Origin of the sequence: Chitinophaga niastensis (assembly GCF_003014755.1) — a bacterium.
Classification (GTDB): Bacteria; Bacteroidota; Bacteroidia; order Chitinophagales; family Chitinophagaceae; genus Chitinophaga; species Chitinophaga niastensis.
The window spans coordinates 696324-711231 of record NZ_PYAW01000002.1; the positions used below are offsets into that span (position 1 = coordinate 696324).

16 protein-coding genes are annotated in these 14908 nt (G+C 44.6%); 8 read left to right on the forward strand and 8 right to left on the reverse strand.

All coding sequences use genetic code 11. The annotated features are described in order from the left end of the window. The first annotated feature begins 119 nt into the window (after nt 1–119). Nucleotides 120–1073, forward strand: a complete 954-nt coding sequence (locus tag CLV51_RS11475; protein WP_106528172.1) for a LysM peptidoglycan-binding domain-containing protein — start codon at nt 120–122, stop codon at nt 1071–1073. An 80-nt stretch (nt 1074–1153) separates the two neighbouring features. Here CLV51_RS11475 and fmt read toward each other — a convergent pair whose 3' ends face one another. Then, on the reverse strand, nt 1154–2083 hold the full coding sequence (gene fmt, locus CLV51_RS11480) for a methionyl-tRNA formyltransferase (RefSeq protein ID WP_245898682.1): 930 nt from the start codon (nt 2081–2083) through the stop codon (nt 1154–1156). A gap of 196 nt (nt 2084–2279) precedes the next feature. Here fmt and CLV51_RS29095 point away from each other — a divergent pair, with 196 nt between their 5' ends. Next, a complete protein-coding gene (locus CLV51_RS29095) occupies nt 2280–2435 on the forward strand; it encodes a hypothetical protein (protein ID WP_158266977.1) in 156 nt (51 codons plus the stop codon). Between the two features lie 99 nt (nt 2436–2534). Here CLV51_RS29095 and CLV51_RS11485 read toward each other — a convergent pair whose 3' ends face one another. Beyond that, on the reverse strand, nt 2535–3701 hold the full coding sequence (locus CLV51_RS11485; protein WP_106528173.1) for an exo-beta-N-acetylmuramidase NamZ family protein: 1167 nt from the start codon (nt 3699–3701) through the stop codon (nt 2535–2537). Between the two features lie 104 nt (nt 3702–3805). Between CLV51_RS11485 and CLV51_RS11490 the strand changes: the two genes are divergently transcribed. Next, nucleotides 3806–4234, forward strand: coding sequence for an FKBP-type peptidyl-prolyl cis-trans isomerase (locus CLV51_RS11490; protein WP_106528174.1), 429 nt, complete (start codon nt 3806–3808; stop codon nt 4232–4234). Between the two features lie 97 nt (nt 4235–4331). Here the strand turns inward: CLV51_RS11490 and CLV51_RS11495 are convergent, their stop codons facing one another. The 3 genes from CLV51_RS11495 to metE all read right to left on the reverse strand — a co-directional run bounded on the left by CLV51_RS11495 (nt 4332) and on the right by metE (nt 7471). After that, the gene (locus CLV51_RS11495; RefSeq protein WP_106528175.1) at nt 4332–4718 is read right to left on the reverse strand and encodes an acyl-CoA thioesterase; all 387 of its coding nucleotides are present in this window, start codon (nt 4716–4718) and stop codon (nt 4332–4334) included. Between the two features lie 8 nt (nt 4719–4726). Next, a complete protein-coding gene (locus CLV51_RS11500) occupies nt 4727–4933 on the reverse strand; it encodes a cysteine-rich CWC family protein (RefSeq protein ID WP_106528176.1) in 207 nt (68 codons plus the stop codon). A gap of 249 nt (nt 4934–5182) precedes the next feature. Further along, on the reverse strand, nt 5183–7471 hold the full coding sequence (gene metE / locus CLV51_RS11505) for a 5-methyltetrahydropteroyltriglutamate--homocysteine S-methyltransferase (RefSeq protein ID WP_106528177.1): 2289 nt from the start codon (nt 7469–7471) through the stop codon (nt 5183–5185). 196 nt (nt 7472–7667) lie between these two features. Here metE and pepT point away from each other — a divergent pair, with 196 nt between their 5' ends. The 3 genes from pepT (at nt 7668) to CLV51_RS11520 (ending at nt 10166) form a co-directional block, all read left to right on the forward strand. Then, on the forward strand, nt 7668–8915 hold the full coding sequence (pepT, locus tag CLV51_RS11510) for a peptidase T (RefSeq protein WP_106528178.1): 1248 nt from the start codon (nt 7668–7670) through the stop codon (nt 8913–8915). A gap of 133 nt (nt 8916–9048) precedes the next feature. Then, the gene (locus CLV51_RS11515; protein WP_106528179.1) at nt 9049–9759 is read left to right on the forward strand and encodes a MotA/TolQ/ExbB proton channel family protein; all 711 of its coding nucleotides are present in this window, start codon (nt 9049–9051) and stop codon (nt 9757–9759) included. Between the two features lie 11 nt (nt 9760–9770). Further along, nucleotides 9771–10166, forward strand: a complete 396-nt coding sequence (locus tag CLV51_RS11520; RefSeq protein ID WP_106528180.1) for an ExbD/TolR family protein — start codon at nt 9771–9773, stop codon at nt 10164–10166. Nucleotides 10167–10266: 100 nt separating this feature from the next. Here the strand turns inward: CLV51_RS11520 and prmC are convergent, their stop codons facing one another. Then, complete coding sequence (prmC, locus tag CLV51_RS11525) at nt 10267–11124, reverse strand: peptide chain release factor N(5)-glutamine methyltransferase (protein ID WP_158266978.1); 858 nt, start codon at nt 11122–11124, stop codon at nt 10267–10269. A 134-nt stretch (nt 11125–11258) separates the two neighbouring features. On the opposite strand from prmC, the gene ribD reads away from it, so the two are divergent. Beyond that, complete coding sequence (ribD, locus tag CLV51_RS11530) at nt 11259–12275, forward strand: bifunctional diaminohydroxyphosphoribosylaminopyrimidine deaminase/5-amino-6-(5-phosphoribosylamino)uracil reductase RibD (protein ID WP_245898684.1); 1017 nt, start codon at nt 11259–11261, stop codon at nt 12273–12275. Between the two features lie 60 nt (nt 12276–12335). Then, nucleotides 12336–12938, forward strand: coding sequence for an IMPACT family protein (locus CLV51_RS11535; RefSeq protein ID WP_106528183.1), 603 nt, complete (start codon nt 12336–12338; stop codon nt 12936–12938). A 203-nt stretch (nt 12939–13141) separates the two neighbouring features. On the opposite strand, the gene CLV51_RS11540 is transcribed toward CLV51_RS11535, so the two are convergent. Continuing rightward, the gene (locus CLV51_RS11540; RefSeq protein ID WP_106528184.1) at nt 13142–14026 is read right to left on the reverse strand and encodes a 3-hydroxyacyl-CoA dehydrogenase family protein; all 885 of its coding nucleotides are present in this window, start codon (nt 14024–14026) and stop codon (nt 13142–13144) included. Between the two features lie 139 nt (nt 14027–14165). Next, nucleotides 14166–14831 carry a carboxypeptidase-like regulatory domain-containing protein gene (locus tag CLV51_RS11545; RefSeq protein WP_106528185.1) on the reverse strand — a complete coding sequence of 222 codons (666 nt, stop codon included), beginning with the start codon at nt 14829–14831 and terminating at the stop codon, nt 14166–14168. Nucleotides 14832–14908: the final 77 nt, after the last annotated feature.

A 14908-nucleotide genomic window follows, 5' to 3' on the forward strand; every position in this document is an offset into this window, starting at 1 on the left:
TGAACGTGCTTATGCTGACTACCACAACAAAAAGCTTATTTTTCCGTTTGGTTTATTAAACAAAATTGTCAATTTTAACGCATATATTCGTTGCCCGAAATAGTATAAACAGAGTTAGTATGGTAAAATCGATTCTATCAATCGTCTTGTTTGGTTTCAGTGCAGGAGCGGTGCAAGCGCAGGACACGCTGCAGGTACAAGGTACCTCACCCGCCCTTTACATATCCCACACCGTTAAAAAAGGAGAAAATTTTTATAGCCTGAGCCGTGCCTACGGATTGCCGCCAAAAGAAATAGCCACTGCCAATAAAGTGACTATGGAACAAGGCTTGCAGCTGGGACACAACCTGCATATTCCGCTCACTGCTGCTAACTTTTCCCAGAAGGCAGATGCAGCCGGTAAGCCGGTGTATCATAAAGTAACTGACAAAGAAACTTTATACCGCGTGAGCGTTAATTTTAACAAAGTGCCGTTGGATAATATCCGTCAGTGGAATAATTTTTCCGGTGATGGGTTGAAGAAAGATAGCTATGTGATTGTCGGCTTCCTGAAAGGTGGTGGCGCTGCTGCTGAGCCTGTGAAACATGTAGAAAAAGCGGTGCCTGTTGGTACTGAACCTGTAGAAGTGGCGAAGGAAGCACCGGTAGCACCTGCTCCTAAAAAAGAAGCCGCTAAAAAAGAACCGGAAGTTGCCCGGCCGGTAACTGACAGTCCGGAAACCACCCCTGCACCGGCTAAACCAGCCGTAGTCAGTGGTAGTGGCGATTTTGAACAGCTATACGATAAACAAACCAACGGTGGTAAAAAGGCTGCTTCTGAAAAAGGCCCCGGTACCTGGTTTAAGAGTAATGCAGTCGGTAAATATTATGCACTGCATAACACTGCTCCACGTGGTACGATCATTAAAGTTACCAATCCGCTGAATGGAAAATCTGTATACGCAAAAGTGCTGGATGTAATTCCACAGATGAAATCCAACGCCGGTTTGATCATTAAGCTGAGCGACAGTGCCATGCAGGCCCTGGGCAGCAATGAAACACGTTTTTACTGTGAACTGAACTACGAGAACTAGCTTTTAGTATTTAGCTTTTAGCTCTTAGGAAAGATGTTTTACTAAGAGCTAAGAGCTAAAAGCTAAGAGAGCTAAATGCGCTACAAAAATCTATACCCTCTTAAAAAGGCTTCGATATCCATCCGTTTTTTGCCTTCCAGCTGTATTTCATCCAGGAATAAATAGCCGTCAGGAGTAGCTATTTTCACATACGTTTTCTGGTCGGTGTCAAAATCACCGGGAGCTTTTGATGGTGTTGTATGTTCTTTATGTGCTTTGTAGATCTTTAGATTTTTCCCCTGAAAAACTGTCCACGCTGCCGGATAGGGGCTGAGGCCACGTACCAGGTTATAAACTTTATCCAGCGGTTGCTGCCAGTTAACCTGACAGGTTTCCTTAAATATTTTAGGGGCATGTTTGATGGCTGCAGCCGGGATATTGGCCTGAGGTGTTTCTTTTACCTGTCCTGCTGCAATGGCCTGTACTGTTTTGAGTAGCAGTCCTGCACCGGTTTGCATAAGGTCATCATGCAGTTCTCCTGCTGTTTCATCTTCCCTGATCGTTACCTTATCACTGAACAGGATATCGCCGGTATCAATTTCATGTTGCAGTTTAAAAGTAGTTACACCGGATTCTTTTTCACCGTTGATGATAGCCCAGTTGATAGGCGCCGCTCCGCGATAATTTGGCAGCAGTGAAGCATGTACATTTATAGTGCCTTCCGGGGGCATATTCCATACCATTTCCGGTAGCATACGAAAAGCTACCACTACTTGCAGATCAGCCTTTAGCGCCGTTAATTCCGCTATAAAATCAGGGTTCTTTAACTTCTCCGGTTGCAAAACGTTTAATCCTTTGCTCACAGCATATTGTTTAACAGCACTCTCTTGCAACTGTAAGCCACGACCAGCGGGCTTATCCGGAGCGGTGATCACACCAACAATATTAAACCCGTTCTGAACCAGTATATCCAGGGACGCTACTGCGAAATCAGGCGTGCCCATAAAAACGATGCGGAGATCTTTACTCATAGGGTGCAAAAATAACTGTGATTTTTGTGATTTCCCTGATGAAGGAAGTCTGAACTGTGATTATTATGATTTTTGTGATTATCCTGATGAGCGGAGATCTGTGCGGGTGTTGTCTGAACCAGGATTTTTAAGATTTTACAGATTACCTTGATGGGTGCCGAAGATATTAGCGGAGATTGTCTGAACTGTGATTTTTATGATTATTCTGATTATCCTGATGAGCGAAGATTTCAGTGGAGATAATCGCATATATCTATGGGGTTTGCAACATAACACCCATCAGGGTAATCCATTCAATCCTAAAAATCCTGGTTCAGACAACACCCGCACAGATCTCCGCTCATCAGGATAATCAGAATAATCATAAAAATCACAGTTCAGACAATCTCCGCTGAAATCTCCGCTCATCAGGATAATCACAAAAATCATAATAATCACAGTTCAGACATCTTTAATACAATAAGTATTTCGCACGTAAGGTCCTGAATTTCTTTAACCCCGGTTCCCAGCTTTTGCGGATATCCGCTTCAGATACGCCGGTTTTTATCTGTTGTTGCAATTGTGCGTTACCAGCCAATTTATTGAAGAAGGGATTGAAAAATTTATCTTTCTCCGGAAATAAACGATAGGCTTCCAGCAGCCACTTTAATTCCAGCTTACGACCCTTATGGGGCGTAGCTTCCGGGGCATTACTCAGATCAAAACCGTAACACAGCTGGTCTTTTAATACCGGGTTTTTAGCGCCGGCAGTACTGCGTGGAGTGAACGAGTAGCCTGTTTTAGGAAACCCTGGTGCACCATAAACCTGGAAAGGCTTATCCGTACCGCGTCCCAGACTTACTGCGGTGCCTTCAAAAAAGCAGATGGAAGGGTACAGGTTAATAGCCGCCATGTCAGGCAGATTGGGCGAAGGTTTTACAGGCAAACGATAAAATGTTTGATGGCCGTAGTTTTCGCAAGGGATCACCCTGATATCGCATTGTATTCCTTTGCTGAGCCAGTGCTGTCCGTTCAGCATCCGGGCGTATTCTCCTACGGTCATGCCATGTACGATGGGAACCGGTTGCATACCTACAAAAGAATGAAAAGCAGTATCCAGAACAGGACCGTCCACATAATCCCCGTTGGGATTGGGGCGATCCAGGATGATCAGTGTTTTTTTGTTTTCAGCAGCGGATTCCATGAGTTCCTGTAATGAGGAAATGTAGGTGTAGAAGCGGGCGCCTACATCCTGTATATCAAATATCAGGATATCCACATCCTGCAGATCGGCTGCAGTGGCCTTCCGGTGCTGCCCATAGAGTGAAATAACAGGCAGGCCAGTTTTGCCATCGGTGCTGTTGCCTACTGTTTCGCCAGCATCGGCGTTGCCCCGAAACCCGTGCTCAGGGCTGAAAATCTTCTGAATTTTTATGTGCAGCTGCAATAAAGAGTCTACCAGGTGTGTATTATCAATGGTAGCTGTTTGATTTACCAGCAGGGCTACGCGCTTATTTTTCAGCAGGGGCAGGTAGCGGGAAGTCTGCGCTGCGCCTGGTATTACATGGTCTGCGTATTGTGCCGATGCATTAAACAAACACCCACAAATAAGGGTGCAAATAAGGAGAATACGGTTCATGCCGTTAAGATACAGCAAACCTTTATTGGGTGCATCAAAAAGTGGTGATTATAGCAGCTTTTTGTATCTTGTGCGGAATTATTAACACTAAACAATTTATTTTTATGCAAGCTGTTAAAAACGGGGATACAGTGAAGGTGCATTACCATGGCCGTTTAACGAACGGAACTACTTTTGATTCTTCTGAGGGCAGGGCTCCACTCGAATTCAAAGTAGGTGCTGGTATGGTTATCAAAGGTTTTGAGAATGGTGTGTTGGACATGAAAGTGGGCGACAAGAAAACCGTTCACATCCCTGTTGATCAGGCTTATGGTCCCAAGAGCGAAGAAATGATCATGGATTTTCCAAAAGAAAATATCCCGGCTGATCTGAATCCTGAAGTAGGTATGGAACTGCAGATGAGCAATCCTCAGGGCCAGGTATTCCAGGTAAAGGTAGCTGCTATCGGTAACGAATTCATCACCCTGGATGCTAACCACGCGCTTGCTGGTGAGGACCTGGTGTTTGATCTGGAACTGGTAGAAATCGTATAATATTTAGGGATTTTTTGATTTTTGTATGTAGATAGATAGTTACCATGAAAACGTTCTTGCTGTAATTAAATAGCTACATACAAAAATCGGAAAATCCCTAAATAATTATAGCCGCCGGCTTCTTATTCTCATCTATTGCTACAAACGTAAAAGTACCACTGATAGCCTTCTCCCGGTGATCCAGGTACATCTGCTCCACAAATACTTCTACTTCTACCTTTAAACTGGTGTTTCCTACATGGATCACTCTTCCTACCAATTCTATAATTGTTCCGTGCGGAATAGGTTTCTTAAAATCGATTTTGTCTGATGACACCGTAACGGTGCGCATCCTGGTAAAGCGGGTAGCCGTAATAAATGCTACTTCATCCATCAGTGCCATGGCTGTGCCACCGAATAAGGTGTCATAATGGTTTACTGTATTGGGAAATACTGCTTTGAAGATCCGGGTAACGGAATTTTCAATCTCTTGCTCGTAGGCCATAATATTTTTTATGATGATGCATCCGGCAGTTGATAAACTGCTTTCATATCGCGTAAACAATCTGCACAAAGACAACCATTGTACTGTTGCCGGATGAAGCTCCGTTCCTCTTCCGTTAATGTAACATCCTGGCACTGGCAGCGAAGGATAGAACCAACGCGGCATTCGAAGGTGCGTTGACATCGCGGGCATGTAACGGTTTCATGACTGGCCATGAGCTAAATTACGAATTAAAGCGTAAGGGAAGGCCTTCGGCCTTTGTCTTTTCTTTACCATGATTTTGATGATTAATCTTGATTTTTCTGATTTTATTTTCTTTTTAACGATATCTATATCGTTTAATAATATGCTTTTAGAAAATCAGTATAGATATTGATTAGCAAGAAATGAAATCAGAAAAATCAAGATTAATCATCAAAATCATGGTAAAGAAAAGACAAAGGCCGAAGGCCTTCCCCTACGCTTTAATTCGCTTGAGCTCTCATATTTTTAGCAGCGGTTACCATGTTACGTAATGCCATTTCCGTTTCGGGCCATTTCCTCGTTTTGAGGCCACAGTCGGGATTTACCCAGATATTGCGTGGCGGTAATAATTTAGCCGCCTTGTGCAGGAGTGCTTCCATTTCCGCTACAGCAGGCACTCTGGGAGAATGGATATCATATACACCCGGTCCTGTTTCATTTGGGTAGTGAAAATGGGCAAATGCTTCCAGCAATTCCATCTGTGACCGCGAAGTTTCTATTGTGATCACATCTGCATCCATGGCGGCGATGTGCTCAATGATATCATTAAATTCTGCATAACACATATGTGTGTGGATTTGTGTGGCATCGGCTACTGTACTTACGGCTAGCCGGAACGCGGCTACGGATTGCTGCAGATACGCTGGGCGACGGGCTTTGCGAAGTGGCAGCCCTTCCCGCAGGGCAGGTTCATCTACCTGTATCACCGTAATACCGGCATCTTCCAGGTCTTTTACTTCGTCACGGATGGCCAATGCCAGCTGAAATGCTGTTTGCATACGGGGTTGATCGTTTCGTACAAAAGACCACTGCAAAATGGTAATGGGGCCGGTGAGCATACCCTTTACCGGTTTGTTGGTGAGCGACTGTGCATAGCTGCTCCAGCCTACTGTCATAGGTTTGGGGCGCTGCACATCTCCAAAAATAACAGGTGGTTTTACACAGCGGGTACCATAACTCTGCACCCAGCCGTGTTGCGTGAATACAAATCCCTGTAGCTGCTCACCGAAATATTCTACCATGTCATTCCGCTCAAACTCGCCATGCACCAGTACATCCAGCCCCAGGTGTTCCTGCCAGTGGATGGCCTGTGTAATAGCGGTGCGTATATCTGTGTCATAAGTTTCCAGTGAGATATTTCCTTTTTTGAGATTAGCACGCAGCTGCCGGATTTCATCTGTTTGCGGAAAAGAGCCGATAGTGGTAGTAGGAAATAAAGGCAGTTTAAGTGCGGACTGCTGCAGCGATTGTCTGACTGGAAAAGTACTGTGGCGCTGCATATCAGTATCTGCAATATTTTGCATCCGCGCCTTTACTGCCGGGATATGTATGCTGGCGGCCGTTTTACGGCTGTTCATCACCTGCTGGTTTTCTTCCAGCAGATTTTTATCTCCCGCAATAATATCCTTTAATGCTATTACCTCTGCTACTTTCTGTTCTGCGAAAGCCATCCATTGTTTTATTTCCTGTGGTAATGCTGTTTCATTATCCAGGTTGTAGGGAGTATGGAGCAATGAGCAGGAAGTAGCCAGCAGTATGCGTTCGGAGCCGATGCTGTTGATAGCTTGTGTAATCAGCGCCACGGAAGATACATAATCGTTCTTCCAGATATTCCGGCCGTCTACAACACCCAGGGAAAGTTGCATTGCTTCCGGAAAGTTGGATAATACCGTTTCCAGCTGTTCCGGTGCACGTACAAGATCAATGTGCAGTGCCTGCACTGGTAGCTGCAAAGCCAGGTCTGTATTGTCTTCCAGACCACCGAAGTAGGTGGTTAATAAGATGTTTAAAGTAGGTAAAGCCCGTTTAATGGATGCATAGGCCCTGCGATAAAGCTCTCTGGTAGCTGGTTCCAGGTCAGTAACAAGACAGGGTTCATCCAGTTGGACCCATTCAGCGCCGGCATTGTGCAATTCAGTGAGCAATTGAATGTATACGGGCAAAAGTCTTTCCAGTAGCGTGTTGTAGCCAATACTGCTGTCTTTTATTTTGCCACTCAATATAAATGTGAGTGGTCCAATCAGTACTGGCTTGGTAACAATACCGAGGCTGAGGGCTTCTTTAAATTCTTCCACACATTTGCGGGAATGCAGTGTGTATTGTTGTTCCGCTTCAAATTCCGGTACCAGGTAATGATAATTGGTATCAAACCATTTGGTCATTTCCATGGCGGTAATATCGAAATTATTTTTCTGGTAGCCACGGGCCATAGCGAAGTACAGTTCCAGGCAGGCCGGGTTGGCGAGTGTTTGTTGTAATGCTTTGAAGCGTGCAGGTATCACGCCCATTGTGAGGCACATATCCAGTACCTGGTCATAATAAGAGAAGTCGTTGGAGGGTATCAGATTGATGCCGGCATCCTGCAGGAGGCTCCAGTGTTGTTTTCGTAGCTGCCTTGCCGTTAGTTCCAATCTTTCGAGTGAAATTTTTCCCGTCCAGTAGTTTTCGCAGGCTTTTTTTAGTTCCCGCTGGCTACCTATCCGTGGGTAGCCTGGAATGTTGGTAAGCATATATAGGATGTGTTTTTATTCTACGCAAACCTATAATTATTGCATCTTTGTTCGATCAAATGGGTAATATTTAGTGTTTTGTCTTTAAATTATCTGTTTAAAAAGAAAATATTACTTTATCATATATTGTGAGAGATGGTAAAACAGAAAATTCTACGGCAGAAGTGTGTCGGTGTTTTTTCCTTAGGTTTGCAATATGTTTACAAATTACTCATATACGGTTGACACACGCTTTATGCGTTATGTGCAAATAGATACGCAATCAGATCCGATGAGCAACAGCTTTCCTACCACAGAAAAGCAGAAAGACCTCTCACGTTTGCTGGTAAAGGAATTAAAAGACATGGGCATCAAGGATGCGGAGCTGGATGAGCATGGCTATGTGTATGCTACCATCCCCGCTAATACCGATAAGAAGGTACCGGTGATCTGTTTTTGTTCTCACGTAGATACTTCTTCAGATAGCAGTGGCACTGGTGTAAAGCCCATTGTACACAGGCAATATGATGGCGGTGATATTGCATTACCGGACGATGAAACAGTGGTGATCAGTGCAAAAGAGCATCCATATCTGGCCAGCAAAAAAGGAGATGATATCATTACTGCCAGCGGTACTACCTTGCTGGGCGCAGATGATAAGGCTGGTGTGGCAGAAATCATGGACGCTGCCAATTTTCTGATCACACATCCTGAAATAAAGCATGGTGCTATCCGCATCCTGTTTACGCCAGATGAAGAAGTAGGTCGTGGTGTAGAAAAAGTAAATATGAAAAAGCTGGCCGCCCAGTTTGGTTATACGATGGATGGTGGTGAACTGGGATCACTGGAAGATGAAAATTTTTCTGCTGATGGTGCTAAAATTACTATACATGGTATCAGTGCGCATCCCGGTGCTGCTAAGGATAAGCTGATCAGCGCTATCAAAATAGCCGGTGAAATTGTGGATGGATTGCCGAAAGACAGCCTGTCGCCTGAAACTACAGAAGACCGCGACGGCTTCATTCACCCGGTTCGTATAAGCGGTACCGTAGAAAAAGCGGAAATAGATTTTATTATCCGTGATTTCGAAACTTCCAGTCTCGAAGCGCATGAAACGTACCTGCGCCGCATTATGGAAAAAGTGCTGGACAGATACCGTGGTGCAAAAGCTTCCCTGAAAATTACAGAGCAATACCGCAATATGAAAGAGGTGCTGGTAGATTATCCACAGGTAACCGCCAATGCTGCGGAAGCTATACGCCGTGCGGGTGTACAGCCGCTCAAGATGAGTATCAGGGGTGGAACAGATGGTTCCCGTCTTTCTTTTATGGGTTTACCCTGTCCAAATATTTTTACCGGTGAAATGGCGCTCCACAGCAAACATGAATACGTGAGTATACAGGATATGCAGAAAGCGGTACAAACTATTGTGTATCTGGCACAGGTTTGGGAGGAGAGGTCTTAAAATAATTACGAATTGCGAATTACGAATTACGGAACCACGTGGAGATCTTCTTATATATCTCCTCACAAATCCGCAATTCGCAATTCGTAATTATTTATTACTTTAACCGTTTATAGAAGAAAAAAGCTCTCACATGTTAGGTCTTATTACTTTATTACAGGATACTTTACATCCTGCCACAGATTCCACAGCTCATGGTGCAGGTGCAGTTCCGGCAGCGGCGCAGCAGATTCATCTGATAGACATGTTGATGAAGGGTGGTGTGCTGATGATTCCTTTGGGGGTTCTTTCGCTGATTGCGGTATATGTGTTTGTTGAAAGAGCCATTACTATTTCAAAAGCAGGTAAGTTGCCAGACAACTTCATGCCAATGGTCCGCGATCAGATCACGACTGGTAATATGCAGTCGGCGCGCTCACTGGCTAAGAATACGTCAGGGCCCATTGCCCGTATGATTGAAAAAGGTATTCAGCGTATAGGCAAGCCTATTGATAATATTGAGAAGTCTATGGAAAATGTGGGTAAGCTGGAAATTTACCGCATGGAAAAGAACCTGGTGATCCTGTCTATTATTGCAGGTATTGCGCCAATGTTTGGATTCCTCGGTACTATTGCCGGTATGATCCAGACGTTCTTTAACATCTCCATCACCTCTGATATTACATTGGGTACTATTGCGGGTGGTATTTATGTGAAGATGATCACTTCTGCTTCCGGGTTAATTATTGGTATCGTAGCTTTCATCGGTTACAGCTTTTTGAATGCACAGATTGACAAGGTAGTTAACAAGATGGAAGGTGCTTCCGCAGAGTTTATTGATATTCTGCAGGAACCTACCCGCTAAAACAACAGATAATGAATTTACGCAGGCGAAATAAGAAACAAGTGGAAATGCACAACTCTGCATTGAATGACATTCTGTTCATTCTGCTGTTGTTCTTTCTGATCGTTTCCACACTGGCAAATCCAAATGTTATCAAGTTACTGTTGCCGAAAGCGAAGAGCAATACCAAATCCAAGCAAACGGTAGTAGTGAGCATCAATGATAAACGTGAGTTTTTTGTAGGTACCAGCAAAGTACCTTTTGATGGCCTCAAACGTGCATTGGCACCGTCTATCGGCAATGAGAAGATAGAACCAACCATCGTCATCAATGCAGAAAAATCAGTTCCTGTAGAAGACGTGGTGAGTGTAATGGAAGTAGCCAGAGAAATGGGCGCAAAAGTAGTGCTGGCAACAGCGCATAAATAGCGGTTAGCTTTTAGCCTTTAGCTTTTAGTAAAAATGCAGCGGAGATAAAGGTTTAAACCTGATCTCCGCTGCATTTTTACTAAAAGCTAAAAGCTAACCGCTAATCGCTAATCTCTCCTTTCACCATCCGGTCTTTTCCAAACATATCCTGTTTTAGTGTTACCTGTTGAAATCCGTGTTCCTCCATCAGGGCTACTACTTCCTTTCCTAAGGCTTCGTTGATTTCGAAGTAGAGGGCACCACCTGGCTGTAGTTTACTTTTAGCGAGTATGGTAATATGACGGTAAAACAGCAGGGCGTCGTTATCTGGTACAAAGAGCGCCAGCGAGGGCTCATAGCCCCAAACCCGTTCCTGCATGCTTGTTTGCTCACTTTGTGTGATATAGGGTGGATTGCTTACAATCATATCAAATTCCGGCAAAGTAGCTACCTGCTGCGCATCCAGCGCATCCATGTGTATAAAGTTTACCTCCAGCCGCAAACGGGAAGCGTTTGTGCGTGCTACATGCAGGGCGCCTTCACTTACATCTATAGCCGATACCTGTGCATCCGGCAGCGCTTTTTTCAGTGCCAGGGGGATGCATCCGCTGCCAGTACCTATGTCCAGCAGCTGTAGCCGATGCCGGTGTGCCGCATCATGTACCATCCACTCCACCAGCTCCTCTGTTTCAGGACGGGGAATGAGCACATCTTTATTTACCATGAGTTCCATGCCGTAAAACCAGCTGCTGCCAGTGATGTATTGCACCGGTTCCTGACGCTGCAGCGCTTCAATGGCCAATTTCAGGCGATTATTCTGATCTGGGGAGAGGATTTTTGTTTTGTGAACAATGCGATCCAGTTTGCTCATGCCCGTTAGGTGCTCCATTATGATATGTGCTATGTTGGCGGCTTCCCGCTCATCATAGAGTTCACTAATGGTACCTGTGATATAAGTGAACGCAGTTTGTATAGTCAATATAGATAATTTAAGGAATAAAGCCAGAAAAATGCAAACCTGGGGGAGCGGCATTATCCGTCGGCTAAAAACGATATTTTTGCAAAAATATTACTTCGCCGGTTATTATGGATAGCACGTTCAATGAATTTTTTATGCAGCGTTGCTTGGAGCTTGCTGCTATGGGAGCGGGTCAGGTAGCACCCAATCCTATGGTTGGCGCCGTATTGGTGCACCAGGGGCGTATCATAGGGGAAGGTTATCACCAACAGTACGGCCAGGCCCATGCTGAGGTGAACTGCGTAAACAGTGTACCGGAAGGTGACCGGTCATTAATTCCTTTAGCTACTATGTATGTGAGCCTGGAGCCTTGTGCGCATCACGGTAAAACGCCTCCCTGCGCGGATCTCATAGTATCTCAGGGGATTAAACAGGTAGTGATTGGCTGTGTGGACACGTTTTCTGAGGTAGCCGGAAAAGGAATTGAAAAGCTGCACAAGGCCGGCATCAGCGTACAAACAGGTGTGCTGGAAGCAGCTTGCAGAGATATTAACCGCCGCTTTTTCACTTTTCATGAAAAGAAGCGACCTTACATTGTACTAAAGTGGGCACAAAGCAGCAACGGTCTGATGGCCGGCAGTAACGGCGCCCCGGTAAAAATATCAAATGCGCTCAGTGATCGGTTGGTACATAAATGGCGCAGCGAAGAAATGGGTATCCTGGTAGGCACCCGTACAGCACTCAGCGATAACCCCAGGCTCAATAACCGTTTGTGGACCGGCAAAGACCCGGTGCGACTGATTATAGACCGGGAGTTGAAAATACCACGTTCGTATCATGTATGGGATGGCAGCATTCCTACCATTTTCATTACTGCTGCTGAAACGGATACCAACGGCTTAACGGAAACACTGACCTTGGATTTCCAGCAGGCATTGTTGCCGCAGTTAATGGAAAAATTACATCACCGGAAAATACAGAGTGTACTGGTAGAAGGCGGCAGCTATGTGTTGCAGCGTTTTATGGAAGCAGCATTATGGGATGAAGCCCGCATCATAACAGGTACCGGCACGCTGCCGGAAGGATTGGCAGCTCCCGTGTTAACAAATGCTTTGTTGATAGATACAGTGGAATTGGAAGGCGATCGTATTGATTTTTATAGTCGCACGTAACCCGCGACAGTATTGTGTTAAGAGAGAGAATTTAATATTTGGTTTTTCTAAATTATTTGGATGGAGGTTTATTTTACGATTGATAAAACGGCTGTAGCAGAGTTTAAGGACAGGGGCAGCAAATTTCTGGCATATGCCTTTCCTGTTAAATCCCCGGAAGAGGTGAAGGAATGTTTGGGCGAAGTAAAGAAAGAACACCCTAAAGCCACGCATCATTGTTATGCGTATCGCCTCGGCACAGGCGGACTGCAATTCCGCGCCAGCGACGACGGTGAGCCGTCTGGTTCTGCCGGCAAACCCATTCTGGGGCAAATAGATAGCAGGCAAATTACCGATGTATTGATAGTAGTGGTACGTTATTTTGGCGGCAGTTTATTAGGTGTGCCAGGACTTATCAACGCGTACAAAATGAGTGCAGCTATGGTGTTGCAGCTAATTCCTGTTATTCAGAAAAACATAGAAACAAAATATCATCTCAGCTTCGATTATACCATCATGAATGAAGTGATGATGGTAGTAAAACAAAATAACTGTACCGTAATATCACAGGAATTACAACTGTTTTGTGAAATGGATATCGGTGTGCCCAAATCCGGTGAGGAGCTATGTTTGATACGATTTAAAGATATTTATGGATTAGAGATAAGAAAGCTGAAACTGTGAGCGAAGGTTGTCTGAACCAGGATTTAACGGATTGTATGGATTACCCTGATGGATGCCAAAGATCTTAGCGGAGATATTCGCTGATATCTTCTTAATAAAACAACATAACACCCATCAGGGTAATCCATACAATCCGTTAAATCCTGGTTCAGACAATCTTCACAAACAAATATGAATTATATGCTATCAACAGCTGCTAAATATTAAAATCTTTCACTCACTACCAGCTCTTTACTACCGGCAGTATATTTATAAAATCCTTCACCACTTTTCACACCAAGATACCCGGCGGTAACCATATTCACCAGCAGTGGACAGGGAGCATATTTAGGATTACCAAATCCATCATGCAGTACGTGCAGAATGGAGAGGCAAACATCCAGTCCTATGAAATCCGCCAGCTGCAAGGGTCCCATGGGATGTGCCATGCCCAGTTTCATTACTGTATCAATTTCGGCTACACCGGCCACGCCTTCAAAGAGGGAGCAGATAGCTTCGTTGATCATAGGCATGAGAATACGGTTGGCAATAAATCCGGGATAGTCGTTAACTACGCATGGTACTTTGCCCAGTTTTTCGGATAGGGCAACAATAGTGCTGGTAACGGTTTTATCGGTAGCGTAGCCGTTGATGATCTCTACCAGTTTCATGACTGGTACAGGATTCATGAAATGCATGCCTATTACTTTAGCCGGACGTTTTGTGGCTGCAGCAATTTTTGTGATGGAAATAGAAGAGGTATTGGTTGCCAGTATTGCATCGGGATGTGCATGCTGATCGAGGTCCTGAAATATTTTCAGTTTCAGTGCAATGTTTTCAGTGGCAGCTTCCACTACCAGGGAAACGTCTTTTACACCTGTTGCCAGATCTGTTTGCAGGGAGATGTTACCGAGTGTTTGTGTTTTAATGGCTTCGGTGATGGCTTCTTTAGCCAGTTGCCTGTCGAGATTTCTGGTGATGGTTTGTAATGCCTTTTCAAGAGCAGGTGCAGATACATCTACCAGGTTGACAGCGTAGCCATTCTGAGCAAATACATGAGCAATACCATTTCCCATGGTACCTGCGCCTATTACCGCTATTTTTTGCATGGTGTATTGATTTCTGGGTACGAAAGAATAAAAGTACTAATATAAAGAATTACGAATTACGAATTACGAATTACGTTATTGAAGCGAAGATCACCTCAATCACGTAATTCGCAATTCGTAATTCTTTTTGTGAGATATTTTAATAGCCGTAATTGTCGTCTTTGCGCTTGAAATCACCGCGTTTCCAGGCCTGGATAAATTGGGCCCATGCCAGTGGATTAAAGATATTTTGTGGTGGTGGCTGACCTGCGTAATAAAGCGACTGTGCTTGTTTGTTGAGGTATTGATTCACGCCTTCACGCCCGTCGATAGGGGTGTAGCGTGCCATGGCGCGAAGCCTGGCGTTATTGGTATTTTTTCGCGCAACCTCATAGGCATCATCCGGGATGTCCATATTGGCAAAGGCGCGGTCAAATTCTTCTTTGGAGAGATAAGGTTTGATGATGGTAACAGGGAGATAGGTGGTATCTTCTACCATCAGCTGTATCAGTGAAAAATTATTTCCTTTGATGTTAAGCGGTACCCGGTAATCTTTTCGTTTAAAGCCAACGGCGCTGAAGGAGAGGGTATCGCCTTTGAATACAACAATGGAAAATATACCCGATCTGTTGGAGATGGTACCTCTTCCCTGGCTTCTGACCATTATGCTTACTGCAGGAATTGCCCGCAGGCTGTCGGCCGTCATGGTGAGGCCGGAAATTTGGATTACACTGTCTCTAAATTCCGCAATCTGTGCTTTCAAAAGGAAAGGAGATAAAAGGAAAACAATTATAAGTGACAGTATGTAGGATCTTTTCTGATGCATGCCGGCCCTAAGATATAAAAATTTAATTACGTGTTCCCCGAAGTAGATAGCCAAGGAGAAATTGTAAATTAAATCCC

Coding starts and splice junctions, on each gene's coding strand:
- CLV51_RS11475 (WP_106528172.1), top strand. CDS start 120: ATGGTAAAATCGATTCTATCAATCGTCTTGTTTGGTTTCAGTGCAGGA.
- fmt (WP_245898682.1), bottom strand. CDS start 2,083: ATGAGTAAAGATCTCCGCATCGTTTTTATGGGCACGCCTGATTTCGCA.
- CLV51_RS29095 (WP_158266977.1), top strand. CDS start 2,280: ATGATTATTCTGATTATCCTGATGAGCGAAGATTTCAGTGGAGATAAT.
- CLV51_RS11485 (WP_106528173.1), bottom strand. CDS start 3,701: ATGAACCGTATTCTCCTTATTTGCACCCTTATTTGTGGGTGTTTGTTT.
- CLV51_RS11490 (WP_106528174.1), top strand. CDS start 3,806: ATGCAAGCTGTTAAAAACGGGGATACAGTGAAGGTGCATTACCATGGC.
- CLV51_RS11495 (WP_106528175.1), bottom strand. CDS start 4,718: ATGGCCTACGAGCAAGAGATTGAAAATTCCGTTACCCGGATCTTCAAA.
- CLV51_RS11500 (WP_106528176.1), bottom strand. CDS start 4,933: ATGGCCAGTCATGAAACCGTTACATGCCCGCGATGTCAACGCACCTTC.
- metE (WP_106528177.1), bottom strand. CDS start 7,471: ATGCTTACCAACATTCCAGGCTACCCACGGATAGGTAGCCAGCGGGAA.
- pepT (WP_106528178.1), top strand. CDS start 7,668: ATGTTTACAAATTACTCATATACGGTTGACACACGCTTTATGCGTTAT.
- CLV51_RS11515 (WP_106528179.1), top strand. CDS start 9,049: ATGTTAGGTCTTATTACTTTATTACAGGATACTTTACATCCTGCCACA.
- CLV51_RS11520 (WP_106528180.1), top strand. CDS start 9,771: ATGAATTTACGCAGGCGAAATAAGAAACAAGTGGAAATGCACAACTCT.
- ribD (WP_245898684.1), top strand. CDS start 11,259: ATGCAGCGTTGCTTGGAGCTTGCTGCTATGGGAGCGGGTCAGGTAGCA.
- CLV51_RS11535 (WP_106528183.1), top strand. CDS start 12,336: ATGGAGGTTTATTTTACGATTGATAAAACGGCTGTAGCAGAGTTTAAG.
- CLV51_RS11540 (WP_106528184.1), bottom strand. CDS start 14,026: ATGCAAAAAATAGCGGTAATAGGCGCAGGTACCATGGGAAATGGTATT.
- CLV51_RS11545 (WP_106528185.1), bottom strand. CDS start 14,831: ATGCATCAGAAAAGATCCTACATACTGTCACTTATAATTGTTTTCCTT.